This is a genomic window from Stappia sp. MMSF_3263 (assembly GCF_030733745.1).
Lineage (GTDB): Bacteria > Pseudomonadota > Alphaproteobacteria > Rhizobiales > Stappiaceae > Stappia.
This window is the reverse complement of the sequence record NZ_JASHIK010000023.1, coordinates 1-15,771: the sequence shown is the minus strand read 5'-3', so window position 1 is coordinate 15,771 and position 15,771 is coordinate 1. Positions and strand designations below refer to the sequence as shown.

The window sequence follows — 15,771 nt, the reverse complement described above, 5'->3', positions numbered from 1 at the left end:
TACCATAGCCGGCGCGTGGATGCCTAAGGATTCTTGACATGTCTGAGCTTGATGATTGGCCAAGCCGCGTTTGCATCCCGGATGCAGCGCGAGACTGCGGCACAGGCGGCGATCGAAGTGGCGCATCACCAGCAAGGATGAGCGGTGGATGCGGCTGCCTGGCGGGTCGCTCCGGGCGAAGCCTTTACGATGCCCGTTCAGCCCTGTGCTTGGCCCGGCTCGGAAAATGGCAGGCTGCCCGCATCGCGCGCGCGCCTGCGCCTGGCGTGCCCTTCTCTCCTGGGCGGTCGGCAACCCTGCGGCGAATGCGGATTGCACCGCGCGCCCCGGCGAATTAAGGCTATACCAAACAGGACAGGTCCGATAGCGGCGGGCGCGCCCTCCTTCGGGCGCCGGGATCGCGCCGGCGGCGGCAACGCCCCCCGGAGCGACAGCCAGAAGCGCCGGGCGGATCGGGACAGATTGCGGGATACCGATGGTCACCTATATCGACGCCGCGACGGCACCACTGAAGAACACCGGCCAGATCCGGCTCTACGGACCGGACGACTTCGCCGGCATGCACCGGGCCGGGCAACTCACCGCCCGCTGCCTAGACGCTCTGGCCGAGCGGATCGTGCCCGGCGTCACGACGCAGGAGATCGACGATTTCGTCTTCGATTTCGGCATTCGGCACGACGCGATTCCCGCCACGCTGAACTATCGCGGCTACACCAAGTCGACCTGCACCTCGATCAACCATGTCGTCTGCCATGGCATTCCCAACGACAAGCCGCTCAAGGACGGCGACATCGTCAATATCGACGTCACCTACATCCTTGACGGCTGGCACGGCGATTCCAGCCGCATGTATTCGGTCGGCCAGCCCAAGCGCGCCGCCGAACGGCTGGTCGAGGTCACCTACGAATCCCTGCTGCGCGGCATCGCGGCGGCGAAACCCGGCAACACCACCGGCGATATCGGCCACGCGATCCAGAGCTATGTCGAGGCGGAGCGCTGCTCGGTCGTGCGCGATTTCTGCGGCCATGGCGTCGGTCGCCTGTTCCACGACATGCCGAACATCCTGCATTACGGCCGCCCGGGCGAGGGCATCGAGCTGAAGCCCGGCATGATCTTCACCATCGAGCCGATGGTCAATCTCGGCCGACCACATGTGAAGGTCCTGGCGGACGGATGGACCGCGGTCACCCGCGACCGTTCGCTCTCGGCCCAGTTCGAGCATTCCGTCGGCATCACCGCTACGGGCTGCGAGATCTTCACCTTGTCACCGGCCGGCCTCGACAATCCATCGGCGCACGTCCGGCCCTGAGCCTGCAGCGGGAGGGGCGGCATGAGCGGCACGGAAGACGGCTTCTCGGACGCTGCCTCCCCGCATTTTCACGGCCATCGCGACCGCCTGCGCCAGCGCTTCCGCGAGGGCGGGCATGCCGCCCTGCAGGATTATGAGCTGCTCGAGCTTTTGCTCTTCTCGCCGATCAAGCGGGCCGACACCAAGCCCATCGCCAAGGCGCTGATCGCCCGCTTCGGCTCTTTCGCCGAGGTTCTTGCCGCCCCGCCGGCGCGGCTGAAGGAGGTACGCGGCGTCGGCGACCGCGTCGTCGACGAGTTGAAGCTCGCCCACGCCGTCGCCGAACGTTTCCTGCGCGGCCAGGTGACCGGCAGGAAGATCCTCTCCTCCTGGTCGGCCGTGCTCGACTATGTCCGCACCGCCATGGCTTTTTCCGATCGCGAGGAATTCCGCATTCTTTTCCTCGACAAGAAGAACGCCCTGATCGCCGACGAGGTGCAGCAGCGCGGCACCGTCGACCACACGCCGGTCTATCCGCGCGAGGTGATGAAGCGGGCGCTGGAACTCTCCGCCAGCGCCATCGTGCTCGTGCACAACCACCCGTCCGGCGACCCGACGCCATCTCGCGCCGACATCCAGATGACCAACCAGATCGCCGAGATCGCCAAGCCGCTCGGCATCGTCCTGCATGACCACATCATCGTCGGTCGCGACGGTCATGTGAGCTTCAAGGGCCTGCAGCTCATCTGAGCTTGCGCGAAGCTGCGGCATGACAGACTGCCGCAGGGTCTTGTTGACCTCGATCAACGTTCTGACACACGCGGCCCTTACACTTGCTCCCGCGGTCGTACAGACCGCTTTTCATCCCCGTTCGTGACGGGGACCGAAAGCCAAGGGAGGCAGACAATGGCAAAAGCCCGGAACAAGACGCCCGCGGACGCCGTCAACGCGTCGCTGGTGCCGTTCGAGACAGCCTACGCAAACCCGCTGCTGATCGCCCAGCGCATGCACTCCGAAGCGTTGCGTGCAACGCTTGGCTGGCAGGCCGAGATGCTGGACTTCTTTCGCCACCGGATCGAGCAGGACATCCGCCTTGTCGACAGCCTGATAAAGGCCCGCGAGCCGGACGAGGTCGTCTCGACCTGCAGTGCGTTCTGCAGCCAGGCCTTTGACGACTACACGCGCGAAGCCGTCAAGGCGGCGCGCTACGGCCAGGACGTGGCATCGGAAACCTCCGAGCAGGTCCGCAAGGATGCCGAGGAACTGTCCAACGACCTGAAAACGGCGACCCTCACGGTCGCCTGACGCCCCGCCGGGTCCGGGGCGCCCGGGGCGGGGCCTCCGCCATCCGGCCATGGCGGCCCATGGCAACCTATGGCGACCTACGGCAGGTCGCGGACATGTTCCGCGATCATCGCCTCCTCGTCGGTGGCGATCACCCGCACCTCCACCCGGCTTTCAGGCGTGGAGATCACCGCCGCGCCGCAGCGGTTGGCCTCCCCGTCAAGATCCACGCCGAGCCAGCCGAGTCGCTCGCAGACCCTCTCGCGGATCTCCGGCGCGTTCTCGCCGATCCCGGCGGTGAACACGAAGCCGTCGAGCCCGCCGAGCACGCTGGCAAGCGCCCCCGCTTCCCGCACGATGCGGTAGACGAAGACGTCGACAGCCTCCTCCGCGCCTGCCTCCCCGCTCTCCAGCAGAACCTGCATGTCATTGGAAACGCCGGACAATCCGAGCAGTCCCGAGCGGGTGTAGAGCAGCCGTTCCGCCGCTTCGACATCGAGCCCGTCCTGGCGCATCACATGCAGCAGCGCGCCGGGATCGAGCGCACCGCATCGCGTACCCATGACCAGTCCGTCCAACGCGGTAAAGCCCATCGTTGTGTCGACACTGATCCCCCCGCGCATCGCGCACATGCTGGCGCCGCTGCCCAGATGGGCGATGATCGTGCCGCCAGCGTGCATGCGCGGCGACAAGGTGGCGAGCCGGCCGGCGATATATTCGTAGGAAAGGCCGTGAAACCCGTAGCGGCGGATCCCGCGATCCTCGTATTGACGCGGCAACGCGAAGCGCCGTGCAACCGGCGCCATCGTATGGTGGAACGCCGTATCGAAACACACGACCTGCGGAACGTCCGGCAACTGCCTGGCAATCGCCCGGATCGGCGCCAGATTGTGCGGCACATGCAGCGGGGCAAGGTCCGCAAGCTCCTCCAGCAGGGCCAGCAGGTCCGGCGTCACCCGTTCCGGCGCGCGGTGGCCCGCCCCGCCATGCACCACCCGGTGGCCGATCCCCGCCAGCCGGCGACCGGCAAGCGCATCCCCGACGCGCGCCATGAGCTGCGAGAGGGAGGTCTCGAAGCCGCCCGCCTGCCATGTCTCCTCGGCGATGGTCAGCCCCCGCGCGTCGCGCAGGCGGAACCGTTGCGCCGCTCCGGCCTCGCGAAGCTCTCCGCGTCGCCAACAGGAAAGGCCTCCCCCGGGCGCGAGATCGAAGACCGCCAGCTTGATGCTCGACGATCCGGCATTGAGGGTCAGGATAGCGTCGCTCACGCCGCCCCCTTGCCACGGTTCTCAGGCGCCGTGGCAAGCCGCGCCAGCTTCGCCGCCACCGCGCAGGAGGCCAGCCGCGTGCGTTCGGCATCGGCGCGGCTGGTGAGGATGATCGGCACCCGCGCGCCCAGAACGACGCCCGCCGCATCCGCTCCGGCAAGGAACGTGAGCTGCTTGGCGAGAATGTTGCCGGCCTCGAGATCCGGCACCACCAGGATGTCGGCAATGCCCGCCACCGGCGAGCGGATCCCCTTTTCCCGCGCCGCCTCCGGATTGACGGCATTGTCGAAGGCAAGCGGCCCGTCGACCAGCGCGCCGGTGATCTGCCCCCGGTCCGCCATCTTGCAAAGCGCCGCCGCGTCCAGCGTCGAGCGCAGCTTCGGATTGACCGTCTCCACGGCCGACAGAATCGCCACTTTCGGCGTATCGATACCCATGGCCTGGGCAAGGTCGACGGCGTTCTGGATGATGTCGCGTTTCATCGCCAGATCCGGTTCGATATTGACCGCCGCATCGGTGATCAGCAGTGGGCGCGGATAGCTCGGAACGTCCATCAGGTAGACATGCGACAGCCGCCGCTCGGTCCGAAGGCCGCCGTCCCGGGCCAGCACCGCCCGAAGCAGCTCATCGGTATGCAGCGACCCCTTCATCAGCAGCGATGCCTCGCCGCGCCTGACCAGGGCCACCGCTTCCGCCGCCGCCGCGTCGCTGTGCGGCGCATCGACCAGACGGAACCGGCCGATCGCCACCCCGGCCTCCCTCGCCGCCCTCTCGACTTTGGCGCGCGGCCCCACCAGAACCGGTGTGACAATCCCGAAATCCGCCGCTTCGACGGCCGCCGCGATGGCTGCGGCGCTGCACGGATGGGCAACAGCCACGACAGGCGGTGTCGTGCTTGCCGCTTCCGCGATCAGGGCGCGGAAGCGTTCATGCCGGCTCATGCGGATATCCGGCAGCTCCAGCCGGTGACGGCGGATCTTTGTCTCCGGCGCGCGCACGCGCAGGCTCCCGGACGCCACCTCCCGTCCCGTCTCCGTCTTCAGGTCGCAGGCAAGTTCCAGCTCGCGGGTCGCCCGATCGCAAGCCGTGACGGTCAGCGCAAGCTCCAGGACATCGCCCGCCGCGACCATTCCGTGAAATGTCAGGGACTGGCTAAGGCTGACCGTTCCCGGCCCCGGCAACTCCGTTGCCAGAAGCAGCGCAATCAGGCTCGCGGCAAGAGGGCCGGGCGCGCTGCCAGGCAGCGATGTCACCCCCAGCGAGACCGGCATCGCCTCGCCGGAAAGCACGGCCAGAAGGTCGATGTCCTGCTGCGCCACGCTCCGCCGCAGTGTTGCGGTGTCCCCTGGCGCGATCTCGTCGATGGTCCGGCTCTCGACAAACTCGGATCGCGGGTCGCTCGGTCTCTTGTCCATGAAGACGGGTTCCAGATGCGCGGCGTGGAGAAGGGCTGCTCCGCGCCAGCATGTATGCCGCGCGTCGCCTGCCGCAATCCGTCAATATGCGGACACCCCCGGTCTCGCCCTCACGCTCGTGGCACGGCCGGCACCGCGGCTTCGCGCTCGCCGGCGCAGTGGATCCGCAAGTGGCTTGGTCAAAACACTTATTCGTCCGGTCAGTGTTTCGCCGGGCTTTGCGAATCGCAAGTCTTCCGGCAGGTTTTTGAATGCTGGTTAACTAACATTCGAGGGCTTTTGTTAAACCGTTTGTGCAAGGTTTGGCCCGATAAGAAGAGGCCCCCATGGCAGCAGCAAAAACGGACACCGGTGCACGCTTGGCAAACGCGATCCTGTTCCCCGTCGTGGGACTGGTTCTGCTGGCCATCGCGTTCTCGGTTGCCCTGATTGCCTACACCTCGCGGTCGGCCGACATTGCCGCGCTGAACAGCGAGCGCAGCCTTCTGCGGGGAAGCACGGGCCTGCAGCTGGAGCTTCTCGCCAAGGAACAGGAAGGTGTCGCGGTCTGGGACCAGGCCTTCTTCTATTCGCGGCCCGAAACTCTCAGCACCGACTGGCTCAACGCCAATATCGGGCAATGGCTCTATTCCAACCACGGCCATGACCAGACGCTCATCGTCAGTGTCGGCGGCGAGCCGATCTACAATTCCGTACGTGGCCAGCGCCAGGACCCGGAGACGGCCGAACGCCTGCTGGAGGCCGTCAAGCCGTTGATCGCGCGTGCCCGCGCCCGCTTCATCGCCAGCTTCTCCCGCCTTCCCTCCGGTCTCTACTATATCGAGAGGCCCAAGACCGGTTTCACCCGGTCGCTCTACGAGACCGGGTTCGCCGTTTTCGAGGGACAGCCGGCCCTGGTTTCCGTGACGGCGATCGGTCCGGAGATGAAGCAGTTCCTCTCGGCGCGCCGCCCGCCCGCCGTGCTGGTCAGCCTGAAGAAACTCAACCCGGTCCGCCTGGCGGCCCTGGCCGAGCGCTCCGGCATCAGCGGCCTGCGCAGTGTCGAGGACCCGCGCAACGCCACCGGCGGCGCCTACATGATACTGAAGAGCCCGCGCGCCGCGCCTCTCGGCTACCTGACCTGGGCGGCGGAGAATCCAGGCTCCGCGATCCTGTCCGGCGTCGGGCCGGTGCTGTTCTTCCTGGCCGCGACCATCGCCGGCCTGACCGGCCTCGTCCTCTTCTACACGCGGCAGAACACGCGCCGCCTCGCCGAGAGCGAGGCCCGTGCCCAGCACGCGGCGCTGCATGACAGCCTCACCGGTCTTGCCAACCGCGACTTCTTCGCCGCCAGCTTCCGCGACGAACTGGCCGGTTGGCAGCTTGGCAAGGGACTGATCGGCGTCATCTACATCGATCTTGACCACTTCAAGGACATCAACGACACGCTGGGCCACGCGGCTGGCGACGAAGTCATCCGCGAGGCGGCCCGGCGCCTGCGCGTGCTGGCCCCGGAGGCAGCAACGCTTGCGCGCATCAGCGGCGACGAATTCGCCCTGCTGCTGCCCGATTGCGGCTCGCGCGCGACCATCGAGCAAGTGCTCAAGCGCATGCAGGACCGCTTTGCCGTGCCGATGTATATCGGCGGCCACCACCTGCATGTCAGCCTCAGCGTCGGCGCCGCGACGGCGCCGGAGGACAGCCTGTCGATGGGCGAGCTGCTGCGCAAGGCCGACATTGCCCTTTACTCGGCCAAGGCGAGCGGTCGCGGCCGATGGGCTTTCTTCGACATGGGCATGGAGGAGCATGTGCGCACGCGCGAGAACCTCGCCCATGCACTGCGCGAGGCCATCGCCCGCGAGAAGCTCGACGTCGTCTACCAGCCGCAGACCACCATCGACGGCACCAAGGTCCTCTCCGTCGAGGCGCTGCTGCGCTGGACCGATCCGGACATGGGCGCGATCAGCCCCGCCACCTTCGTGCCGATCGCCGAGGAGATCGGCCTGATCAACGATCTCGGCCTCTATGTGCTGCGCCGCGCCTGCCAGGACGCCGCCGCCTGGCCGCATCTGGGTCTGGCCGTCAACGTCTCGCCCACCCAGTTCCGCCACCCCCGCTTCATCGAGGACCTGCGCGACACGCTGGAGGCCTGTGCCTTCGAGCCGACCCGCCTGGAGATCGAGGTGACGGAATCGGTCTTCGCCGACAACGACACCGACATTCTCAAGGTGCTGACCCAGGTCCAGGAGATGGGCGTGCGCGTGGCGCTCGACGATTTCGGCGTCGGCTATTCCAGCCTCAGCTACCTGCGGCGCTTCCCCTTCGACACGCTGAAGATCGACCGCTCCTTCATTGCCGACCTGGAGATCGCCCCGCACGCGCATGCGATCCTGTCCACGATCATCGATCTGGGCGAGGCGCTCGGAATGAAGGTGGTGGCCGAAGGCATCGAGACCCGCCAGCAGGCGGCGATCCTGCAACGCACCAATTGCGACCGGCTGCAGGGCTTCTACCTGTCGCGGCCGATCCCGCCGGCACGGATCATCGAGGCCGAGAAGCGGCTGGCCGGCGAAGAGGACGCAAGCAGGGCGATCTCGCTCAGCGCCTGACGCGCGGCTTGCCGCAGGGTGAAACAACCCCTATGACTTTACGTCACGTGGTTGTTTTCCCGGAGCATTTCTTGTCGATCCCCAGGATCATCCACCAGACCGCCGCCTGCACGAGCCCCCTGCATCCCGCGCTTCGGGAGAATGTCGAGGCCCTGAAGGCCGGCAGTCCGGACTGGGAGCACCGCCTTTACGACGACAGCGACGTGCGCGCCTGCATCCAGCGCATCTGCGGGCCGGACAGGCTCGCCCTGTTCGACCGCATCCACCCCGACTACGGCGCGGCGAAGGCCGACATCTTCCGCTACGTGCAGCTCTACGAGACCGGCGGGGTCTATCTCGACATCAAGTCGACCGCCCGCCGGCCGCTGTCGGAGGTGCTGGCGCCGGACGATGCCTTCCTGCTGTCCTTCTGGAACAATGGCCCCGGCTCCCTCTACCAGGACTGGGGCCGCTGGCCGCAATACGGGATCGACAGCGAATACCAGCAGTGGCACATCGTCTGCGCGCCCCGGCATCCGTTCTTGGCGGCGGTGATCGAGCGGGTCTGGCGCAACCTGGCCGCCTACCACCCGGTGCGTGACGGCGTCGGCCAGGCCGCCACCGTGGCAACGACCGGCCCGGTCGCCTACACCACGGCCATCCGCCCGATCCTTGCCCAGCATCCCCATCGCATTGTCGCGGCGGCGGATCTCGGCCTCGTCTATTCCATCTTCGACAACAACGTGCTTTCACGCGGCACTGTCGGCAGCAGCGGCTACACCACCAGCAGGGCCTCGCTGCTGACGGGCTTCGGCCCGCCCGCCGTTGTGCGCCTGCGGACCGTCTGGTCGCGGCTCACATCCAGGACGGCATAGTCCCGAACCGCGTGCGCAGGTCCCGGTCGATCCCGGCAATCGCCGCGAACGCGCCCCCGGCCTCGGCCAGCGCCCGCTCCACGTCGCACAGATGCAATCCGTGGCTGCCGAACCGGCGGCGCACGGTGTCCGCCACCCAGTGCCGTTGCTGGGCCTGCCGGCGCCGGTCGCGCGCTCCCTCCAGGGCCATCCGCGCGCCATGCGCGTCAAAGGCCGCCACCGCTTCCGCGATCCCCTCGCCGGTGCTTGCCGAGAGCGCCATCACCTGCGGCAGTGGTCCCGCCCCTGCCGGCCGGGCGAGCGACAGCGCGCCTTCCACATCGGCCCGGGCGCGCCGCGCCAGCGCGCCCATGTCCGCCTTGGTGACGAAGACAAGGTCCGGCAGTTCCATCACCCCGGCTTTCATGAATTGCAAACTGTCGCCCGAGCCCGGCTGGATGCACAGGGCCAGCGTGTCGACCGCATGGGCCACATCGGCCTCCGACTGGCCGATGCCCACCGATTCCACGATCACCCGGTCCATCATGGCGCGCATCAGCACGATGCCGGCAACCGCATGGTCGGAAAGCCCGCCCAGCCGGTCGCGCGCCGCCATCGAGCGCACGAAGATGCCGGCGTCCTCCGGGTCGGTGGCAAGCCGCGTGCGGTCGCCGAGGAGTGCCCCGCCGGTCAGTTGCGAGGACGGATCGACGGCGATCACGCCGACGCTCTCGCCGCGCGCCCGATAGGCGCGGATCAGCGCATTCGTCAGCGTCGACTTGCCGACCCCCGGTGGACCGGTGAGGCCGATCACATGGGCGCGCCCTGCCCGCGCCGCCGCGTCGAGAAAGGCGGCGAACTCCGCGCTGTCTCCCTGCGTCTCGACCGCCGACAGCGTCCGCGCCAGCGCCGCCTTGCCGCCCGCGCGCAGCTCCTCGACGCTCGGCGGCCGGCGCTGTGCCATCCGTTCAGGCCCCGGCCTTCGCCTTCAGCGCCGCCTGGGCCGCCGCCAGCCGGGCGATCGGCACGCGGAAGGGCGAGCAGGACACGTAGTCGAGCCCGACGCTCTCGCAGAATTCGATCGAGGCTGGATCGCCGCCATGCTCGCCGCAAATGCCGAGCTTCAGCCCCGGACGGGCCGCGCGGCCGCGCTCCGCGCCGATCCGCACCAGTTCCCCGACGCCGTCCTGGTCGAGCGAGACGAACGGATCGCGCTCGACCAGCCCGAGACGCTGGTAAGTGCCAAGGAAGGACGCCGCGTCGTCGCGCGAGATGCCGAAGGTCGTCTGCGTCAGGTCGTTGGTGCCGAAGGAAAAGAACTCGGCCGCCTCGGCGATCTCGCCAGCGCGCAGGCACGCGCGCGGCAGTTCGATCATCGTGCCCACCTGGTAGTCGATGGAAACGCCGCTCTCCTGCGACACGGCCTTCGCCATCGCGTCGATGCGTGCCCGCACCAGGTCGAGCTCGGCCTTGACGCCGACCAGCGGCACCATGATCTCCGGCGTCACCGGCGCGCCCGTCGTCTTCCCGGCCGCGACCGCCCCCTCGAAGATGGCCCGTGCCTGCATTTCCGCGATCTCGGGATAGGTAACCAGCAGCCGGCAGCCGCGATGCCCCAGCATCGGGTTGAACTCGTTGAGGTCGAGCGCCCGCTGCCGCAGCACCTCGCTGTCGACGCCCATCACGGCGGCGACCTCGGCGATCTCCTCCTCACTGTGCGGCAGGAACTCGTGCAGCGGCGGGTCGAGCAGGCGGATCGTCACGGGCAGGCCCTGCATGATCTCGAAAAGCTCGGTGAAGTCGCCGCGCTGCATCGGCAGCAGCTTGTCCAGCGCCGCGCGCCGGCCCTGCTCGCTCTCCGACAGGATCATCTCGCGCACCGCGACGATGCGCTCTCCTTCAAAGAACATGTGCTCCGTGCGGCACAGGCCGATTCCTTCGGCGCCGAAGCCGCGCGCCGCGCGCGCATCCGCCGGCGTCTCGGCATTGGTGCGCACGGCCATGCGCCGGTGGGCGTCGGCCCATTCCATCAGCCGGGAGAATTCGCCCGACATTTCCGGCTGCAGCATCGCCACCTCGCCGACCAGCACCTGTCCGGTGGTGCCGTCGATGGTGATGCGGTCGCCCTTGGCGAGCTTGCGTCCGGCAACGGTGAGCGTGCCCAGGCGATAGTCGATACGCAGCGTGCCGGCGCCCGAGACGCAGGGCTTGCCCATGCCGCGCGCCACCACCGCCGCGTGGCTGGTCATGCCGCCGCGCGTCGTCAGGATGCCTTCCGCCGCATGCATGCCGTGGATGTCTTCCGGGCTCGTCTCGACCCGCACCAGGATCACCTTGCGGCCGGCAGCTTTCGCCTCTTCCGCCTCGTCGGAGGAAAACACGATCTCGCCCGAGGCCGCGCCCGGCGAGGCCGGCAGTCCGGTGGCGACGATGTCACGTGTGGCGGCCGGATCGATCATCGGGTGCAGAAGCTGGTCGAGCGCGGCAGGATCGACCCGCATCACCGCTTCCTGCGTGGTGATCAAGCCCTCGTCCGCCATCTCCGCGGCGATCTTCAGCGCCGCCTTGGCGGTGCGCTTGCCCGAGCGTGTCTGCAGCATCCACAGCTTGCCGCGCTCGATGGTGAACTCCAGGTCCTGCATGTCCCGGTAATGCGCCTCGAGACGGTCGCAGATCTCCACGAACTCGGCGAATGCGGCCGGCATGACGCGCTCCAGTGAGGGGCTGTCGGAGCCCGCCGCGATCCGGGCAGCCTCGGTGAGGTCCTGGGGCGTGCGAATGCCGGCAACGACGTCCTCACCCTGCGCGTTGACCAGGAACTCGCCGTAAAGCGCCTTCTCGCCGGTCGAGGGATTGCGCGTGAACGCGACGCCCGTGGCCGAATCCTGGCCCATGTTGCCGAACACCATGGCCTGCACGTTGACCGCCGTGCCCCAGTCGTTGGGAATGTCATGCAGCCGCCGGTAGGTGATCGCCCGCGCGCTGTCCCACGAGTGGAAGACGGCGCTGATCGCCCCCCACAGCTGCTCGTGCGGATCCTGCGGGAACGGCGTGCCGAGTTCCTCCTCGACCAGCGCCTTGTAGCTGGCGATCACGATCTGCCAGTCGTCGGCACTCAGGTCCGTGTCGAGTTCGTGGCCTGTCTCGTTCTTGTAGTCCTCGAGGATCTCCTCGAAGGCATGGTGGTCGAGGCCCATCACCACGTCGGAATACATCTGGATGAAACGACGATAGCTGTCATAGGCGAAACGCGGGTCGCCGGCGGCTTCCGCCAATGCCGGTACCGTCTCGTCGTTGAGGCCGAGGTTCAGGACCGTGTCCATCATCCCGGGCATCGAGACACGGGCGCCGGAGCGCACCGAGACCAGCAGCGGGTTGCCGGCATCGCCGAAACGGCGCCCGGTGATCCGCCCGATCTCCACAAGCGCCGCATCGACCTCCCCGCGCAGTCCCTCGGGATAGGTCTTGTCGTGCGTGTCGAAATAGGTGCAGACCTCGGTCGTGATGGTGAAGCCCGGTGGCACCGGCAGGCCGAGATTGCTCATCTCGGCCAGATTGGCTCCCTTGCCACCCAGCAGGTTCCTCATCGAGGCGGTGCCTTCGGCGTTACCGTCACCGAAACCGAACACCCATTTCGTCATACCGCGCATATCCCCTCTTCGGAGCAGGCCTGTCGCCGGCAGGACCGCCGGCCGCACGGAAGCATTCCGTTCCGTGCAGGATTGCTCCCTCCCCGGATGTCACCCCACTTAAATGATGCAGTGCACGAAACAAAGGTTTTTTGCGAGCTTTGCCCTGTATCTCGTTGTCGTGCCGTATCCGCGCACCATATTTCGACGCGGCGGCAGGCCGTTGCGCCGCAGAACGGCGCCGGCCGGATGCCACGCGCCGTCGGTCGCTGCGGCCTGCTTGCGACGCAGACACAATAAGGCCATCCTGACAGGGAAAATCGGGGCATCCTGACTCGTTTTGACCCGTGTCGCACCAGGGGCAGCAAGACCAATCGTATGAAGAACAGCCGTTTCGCCCATTCGTTCCGCCGCACGGCCCTGCTTGCCGGCGTCGCCTTGTGCTCGATGCTCGCCACCGCCGGGATGTCGCCGTTTCGCGCGGATGCTGAACCGCAGACAACCGGGACGGCGGAAGGCCTGCCACTGACGCTGAGCGGAAGCTACCTGTCCGGCAGGCTCGCCGGACAGACCAACGATCTGGGAAATGCCGCCGCCTTCTTCGGCGAAGCCCTTGTGGTCGATCCGGGCAACCCCTTCCTGCTTGACCGCACCTTCGTGCTCAAGCTCGCCAATGGCGACCTCGCCGAAGCGCTGGAGCTTGCAGAGCGGCTGAAGACCGAGCAGTCCGATCATTTCGTCGCCGGGTTGATGCTAGCCGTCGAGGACATGCGGGCCGGCCGCTTCGCCGCCGCTGGCGACAAGCTCGCCAATGGCGGGCGCGGCCCGCTCGCCGAACTTGCCTCCGGGCTCGTTTCCGCGTGGGCTCTGGCCGGAAAGGGAGAGACCGACAAGGCGCTCGAACTGGTCTCCCGCCTCAAGGGACCCAGCTGGTACACCGTCTTCGTCACCTACCACGCCGGGCTGATCCAGGATCACGCCGGACGGGGCAAGGAAGCGCTGGATAACTTTCGCGAGGCCTACACGACCGATCGCGGCGCCCTGCGCGTCGTCGATGCCTATGCCCGCTCGCTGGCCGGCAACGGCGACAAGGACGCCGCCCTCAAGGTTCTTGCCGATTACAACCGCATCCTGCCCGACCACCCGGTGATCCTCGCCACGCGCAAGCGAATCGAGGCCGACGAGCCGATCGGGCGAATCGCCGAGACCCCGCAAGTGGGTGCGGCCGAGGTCCTGTACGGCCTGGGCGCCGCCATCGGCCGCGACGGCGGCGAGGAACTGGCGGCCGTCTTCCTGCAGCTTTCCCTGCATCTCGACAATGACGCCGATGTCGCGGCCGTCGCGCTGGCCGGGCTGTTCGACCGGCTCGGCAAATACGAGCGCTCGATCACCGTTCTGCAGGGCGTGCCGGACGCATCGCCGCTGAAGCGCGATGCCGAGATTCAGGTCGGGCTCAACTACAACGCCCTCGAAAACCTCGAGGAATCGCGTGCGCACCTGGAGGCCCTGGTCGAGAGCGACCCCTCCGATCTCGATGCGGTGACCGCCCTTGGCAACGTGCTGCGCTCGCACAAGCTGTTCGCCGAGGCCGAGGAGGCCTACACCAAGGGCATCGACACGATCGAGGCGCCCAAGGCCCAGCACTGGACGCTCTTCTACTATCGCGGCATCTGCCGCGAACGGCTGAAGAAGTGGGGCCAGGGGGAGGCTGACTTCCGGAAATCTCTCGAACTGTCCCCGGAACAGCCGCTGGTGCTCAACTATCTGGGCTATTCGCTCGTCGACCAGGGCCTCAAACTCGCCGAGGCGCTCGACATGATCCGCAAGGCCGTCGAGTTGCGGCCGAAGGACGGCTACATTGTCGACAGTCTCGGCTGGGCATATTACCGCCTCGGCCGCTTCGAGGATGCGGTCAAGGAACTGGAACGCGCGGTCGAGCTGCGTCCGCAGGACCCGGTGATCAACGATCACCTGGGCGACGCCTACTGGAAGGTGGATCGCCGGCTTGAAGCCCGCTTCCAGTGGAATCACGCCCGCGACCTTGGCCCCGAGCCCGATGAATTGCCGAAGATCCTGAAAAAGATCGAGAACGGCCTGACGGACGCACCGGAAGCGCCTGCCGCCAACATCGAACCGAAGAAAAACGGCGGCTGACGCGCGCCCCATGAGCGCCAGCGGCGCGCAGAACGCCGGTACCGGGTTTCGCCCGGCCAGGCTTGCCCGGGCCAAGGTGAACTACGCCCTGCACGTGACGGGGCGGCGCGCGGACGGCTACCACCTCCTGGAAAGCCTCGTCGCCTTCCCCGAGTTCGGCGACCGGCTGACCCTGTCGACCGGCGCGCCGACCGCCGGCGGCGAGACAACAGGCACCGGCTTGACGATCGGCGGGCGCTTTGCCTCCGAGCTCGGCGGCGATGCCGGCGGCGGAGACAACCTCGTCCTGCGCGCGCTCCGCGCCCTTGATGCCCGCCTCCCCCTTCCGGCCGGGCGCTGCCGGCTTCACCTGGAAAAGAACCTTCCCGTTGCCTCCGGCATCGGCGGCGGCTCGGCCGATGCGGCTGCCGCCCTGCTGCTTGGCCTCGAATTGCGCACCGGCCGGCCGGCGGACCGCCACGATCTCGACATGCTGGCCGCGCTTGCACTGGAGCTGGGCGCAGACGTGCCCATGTGCCTGGCCTCGCGCCCCGCGCTTGTCTCTGGCATCGGTGAGCAAATCGCCCCGCTGGCGTGCTTTCCCGCGCATGCCATCGTCCTCGTCAATCCGGGCGTGGCGGTGCCGACGCCCGCGGTCTTTGCCCGCCTTGCCAACCGGGACAATCCTCCCTTGCCGGCGATCGGCTACACTGGCTTTGCCGGTTTCGGCGATCTTATCGATTGGCTCGGCGGGACGCGCAACGACCTTCAGGAGGCCGCAATCTCCCTGGTGCCGGAAATCGGCGACGTGCTCGCCATGCTCCGGCGGCAGGACGGCGTGCGGCTGGCCCGCATGTCCGGGTCCGGCGCGACCTGCTTCGCGCTCCTTGAAAGCCTTGCCGCCGCCCGCGCTCTGGTGGAGGAGGTCGGCGCCCGGCGCCCGCACTGGTGGGCCGCCGCCGCCCCGGTCGAAGGCATCCCCCTGTCCGACGGGTGACCTTCGTCGCAAATCAGCCGCTGCGCGCCGCTTTTCGCGATGGTGCGGCGAAGCGATGCTGACAAGACTGGTCACGACCGGCTATTGGTTCGTCCGCGATCCGGCCCGCAACGAAGCCCTCGCCCAGCAGGAAGTTCCCATGAGCGCCTTTGCCCTGACCGTCACATGCCGTTCGACCCGCGGCATCGTCGCAGCCATCTCGACCTACCTGGCCGAGAACGGCTGCAACATCACCGACAGCGCCCAGTTCGACGATCGCGAGACCGGCAACTTCTTCATGCGCGTCAGCTTCAACAGCGAGACCGGCACGACGCTGGAGCAACTCTCGGACGGGTT

12 protein-coding genes are annotated in these 15,771 nt (G+C 67.6%); 8 read left to right on the top strand and 4 right to left on the bottom strand.

Annotation, left to right across the window (positions count from 1 at the left end; all coding sequences use genetic code 11):
• The first annotated feature begins 475 nt into the window (after window positions 1–475).
• The 3 genes from map to RBB46_RS19700 all read left to right on the top strand — a co-directional run bounded on the left by map (window position 476) and on the right by RBB46_RS19700 (window position 2,593).
• Window positions 476–1,309, top strand: coding sequence for a type I methionyl aminopeptidase (gene map / locus RBB46_RS19710; protein ID WP_306030745.1), 834 nt, complete (start codon window positions 476–478; stop codon window positions 1,307–1,309).
• Between the two features lie 21 nt (window positions 1,310–1,330).
• Window positions 1,331–2,038, top strand: coding sequence for a DNA repair protein RadC (radC, locus tag RBB46_RS19705; RefSeq protein ID WP_306030744.1), 708 nt, complete (start codon window positions 1,331–1,333; stop codon window positions 2,036–2,038).
• Between the two features lie 156 nt (window positions 2,039–2,194).
• The gene (locus RBB46_RS19700; protein ID WP_306030743.1) at window positions 2,195–2,593 is read left to right on the top strand and encodes a phasin family protein; all 399 of its coding nucleotides are present in this window, start codon (window positions 2,195–2,197) and stop codon (window positions 2,591–2,593) included.
• A gap of 77 nt (window positions 2,594–2,670) precedes the next feature.
• Here RBB46_RS19700 and RBB46_RS19695 read toward each other — a convergent pair whose 3' ends face one another.
• Together RBB46_RS19695 and RBB46_RS19690 are read right to left on the bottom strand one after the other, a co-directional pair.
• Window positions 2,671–3,840, bottom strand: a complete 1,170-nt coding sequence (locus RBB46_RS19695) for an acetate/propionate family kinase (RefSeq protein ID WP_306030742.1) — start codon at window positions 3,838–3,840, stop codon at window positions 2,671–2,673.
• The gene (locus RBB46_RS19690; protein ID WP_306030740.1) at window positions 3,837–5,255 is read right to left on the bottom strand and encodes a bifunctional enoyl-CoA hydratase/phosphate acetyltransferase; all 1,419 of its coding nucleotides are present in this window, start codon (window positions 5,253–5,255) and stop codon (window positions 3,837–3,839) included. Before RBB46_RS19690 ends, RBB46_RS19695 begins: the two co-directional genes overlap by 4 nt.
• 326 nt (window positions 5,256–5,581) lie before the next feature.
• Between RBB46_RS19690 and RBB46_RS19685 the strand changes: the two genes are divergently transcribed.
• Window positions 5,582–7,843, top strand: coding sequence for a bifunctional diguanylate cyclase/phosphodiesterase (locus RBB46_RS19685; protein WP_306030739.1), 2,262 nt, complete (start codon window positions 5,582–5,584; stop codon window positions 7,841–7,843).
• 71 nt (window positions 7,844–7,914) lie between these two features.
• The gene (locus RBB46_RS19680) at window positions 7,915–8,697 is read left to right on the top strand and encodes a glycosyltransferase family 32 protein (RefSeq protein WP_306030738.1); all 783 of its coding nucleotides are present in this window, start codon (window positions 7,915–7,917) and stop codon (window positions 8,695–8,697) included.
• Here RBB46_RS19680 and RBB46_RS19675 read toward each other — a convergent pair.
• Window positions 8,678–9,640, bottom strand: a complete 963-nt coding sequence (locus RBB46_RS19675; RefSeq protein WP_306030737.1) for an ArgK/MeaB family GTPase — start codon at window positions 9,638–9,640, stop codon at window positions 8,678–8,680. The genes RBB46_RS19680 and RBB46_RS19675 overlap by 20 nt on opposite strands.
• A 4-nt stretch (window positions 9,641–9,644) precedes the next feature.
• The gene (gene ppdK / locus RBB46_RS19670; RefSeq protein ID WP_306030736.1) at window positions 9,645–12,317 is read right to left on the bottom strand and encodes a pyruvate, phosphate dikinase; all 2,673 of its coding nucleotides are present in this window, start codon (window positions 12,315–12,317) and stop codon (window positions 9,645–9,647) included.
• A gap of 366 nt (window positions 12,318–12,683) precedes the next feature.
• Here ppdK and RBB46_RS19665 point away from each other — a divergent pair, with 366 nt between their 5' ends.
• The 3 genes from RBB46_RS19665 to RBB46_RS19655 all read left to right on the top strand — a co-directional run.
• Window positions 12,684–14,459: a tetratricopeptide repeat protein gene (locus RBB46_RS19665; RefSeq protein WP_306030735.1), complete on the top strand. Its 1,776-nt coding sequence runs from the start codon at window positions 12,684–12,686 to the stop codon at window positions 14,457–14,459.
• A 10-nt stretch (window positions 14,460–14,469) separates the two neighbouring features.
• Window positions 14,470–15,435 carry a 4-(cytidine 5'-diphospho)-2-C-methyl-D-erythritol kinase gene (locus RBB46_RS19660; RefSeq protein WP_306030734.1) on the top strand — a complete coding sequence of 322 codons (966 nt, stop codon included), beginning with the start codon at window positions 14,470–14,472 and terminating at the stop codon, window positions 15,433–15,435.
• A gap of 139 nt (window positions 15,436–15,574) precedes the next feature.
• Window positions 15,575–15,771: ACT domain-containing protein (locus RBB46_RS19655; RefSeq protein ID WP_306030804.1), on the top strand; the 197-nt coding region annotated here is incomplete at its 3' end.

Excerpts from the sequence above, each read along its gene's own strand:
- RBB46_RS19700 (WP_306030743.1), top strand. The coding sequence starts at position 2,195 with ATGGCAAAAGCCCGGAACAAGACGCCCGCGGACGCCGTCAACGCGTCG.
- RBB46_RS19660 (WP_306030734.1), top strand. The coding sequence starts at position 14,470 with ATGAGCGCCAGCGGCGCGCAGAACGCCGGTACCGGGTTTCGCCCGGCC.
- map (WP_306030745.1), top strand. The coding sequence starts at position 476 with ATGGTCACCTATATCGACGCCGCGACGGCACCACTGAAGAACACCGGC.
- radC (WP_306030744.1), top strand. The coding sequence starts at position 1,331 with ATGAGCGGCACGGAAGACGGCTTCTCGGACGCTGCCTCCCCGCATTTT.
- RBB46_RS19685 (WP_306030739.1), top strand. The coding sequence starts at position 5,582 with ATGGCAGCAGCAAAAACGGACACCGGTGCACGCTTGGCAAACGCGATC.
- RBB46_RS19690 (WP_306030740.1), bottom strand. The coding sequence starts at position 5,255 with ATGGACAAGAGACCGAGCGACCCGCGATCCGAGTTTGTCGAGAGCCGG.
- ppdK (WP_306030736.1), bottom strand. The coding sequence starts at position 12,317 with ATGACGAAATGGGTGTTCGGTTTCGGTGACGGTAACGCCGAAGGCACC.
- RBB46_RS19665 (WP_306030735.1), top strand. The coding sequence starts at position 12,684 with ATGAAGAACAGCCGTTTCGCCCATTCGTTCCGCCGCACGGCCCTGCTT.
- RBB46_RS19675 (WP_306030737.1), bottom strand. The coding sequence starts at position 9,640 with ATGGCACAGCGCCGGCCGCCGAGCGTCGAGGAGCTGCGCGCGGGCGGC.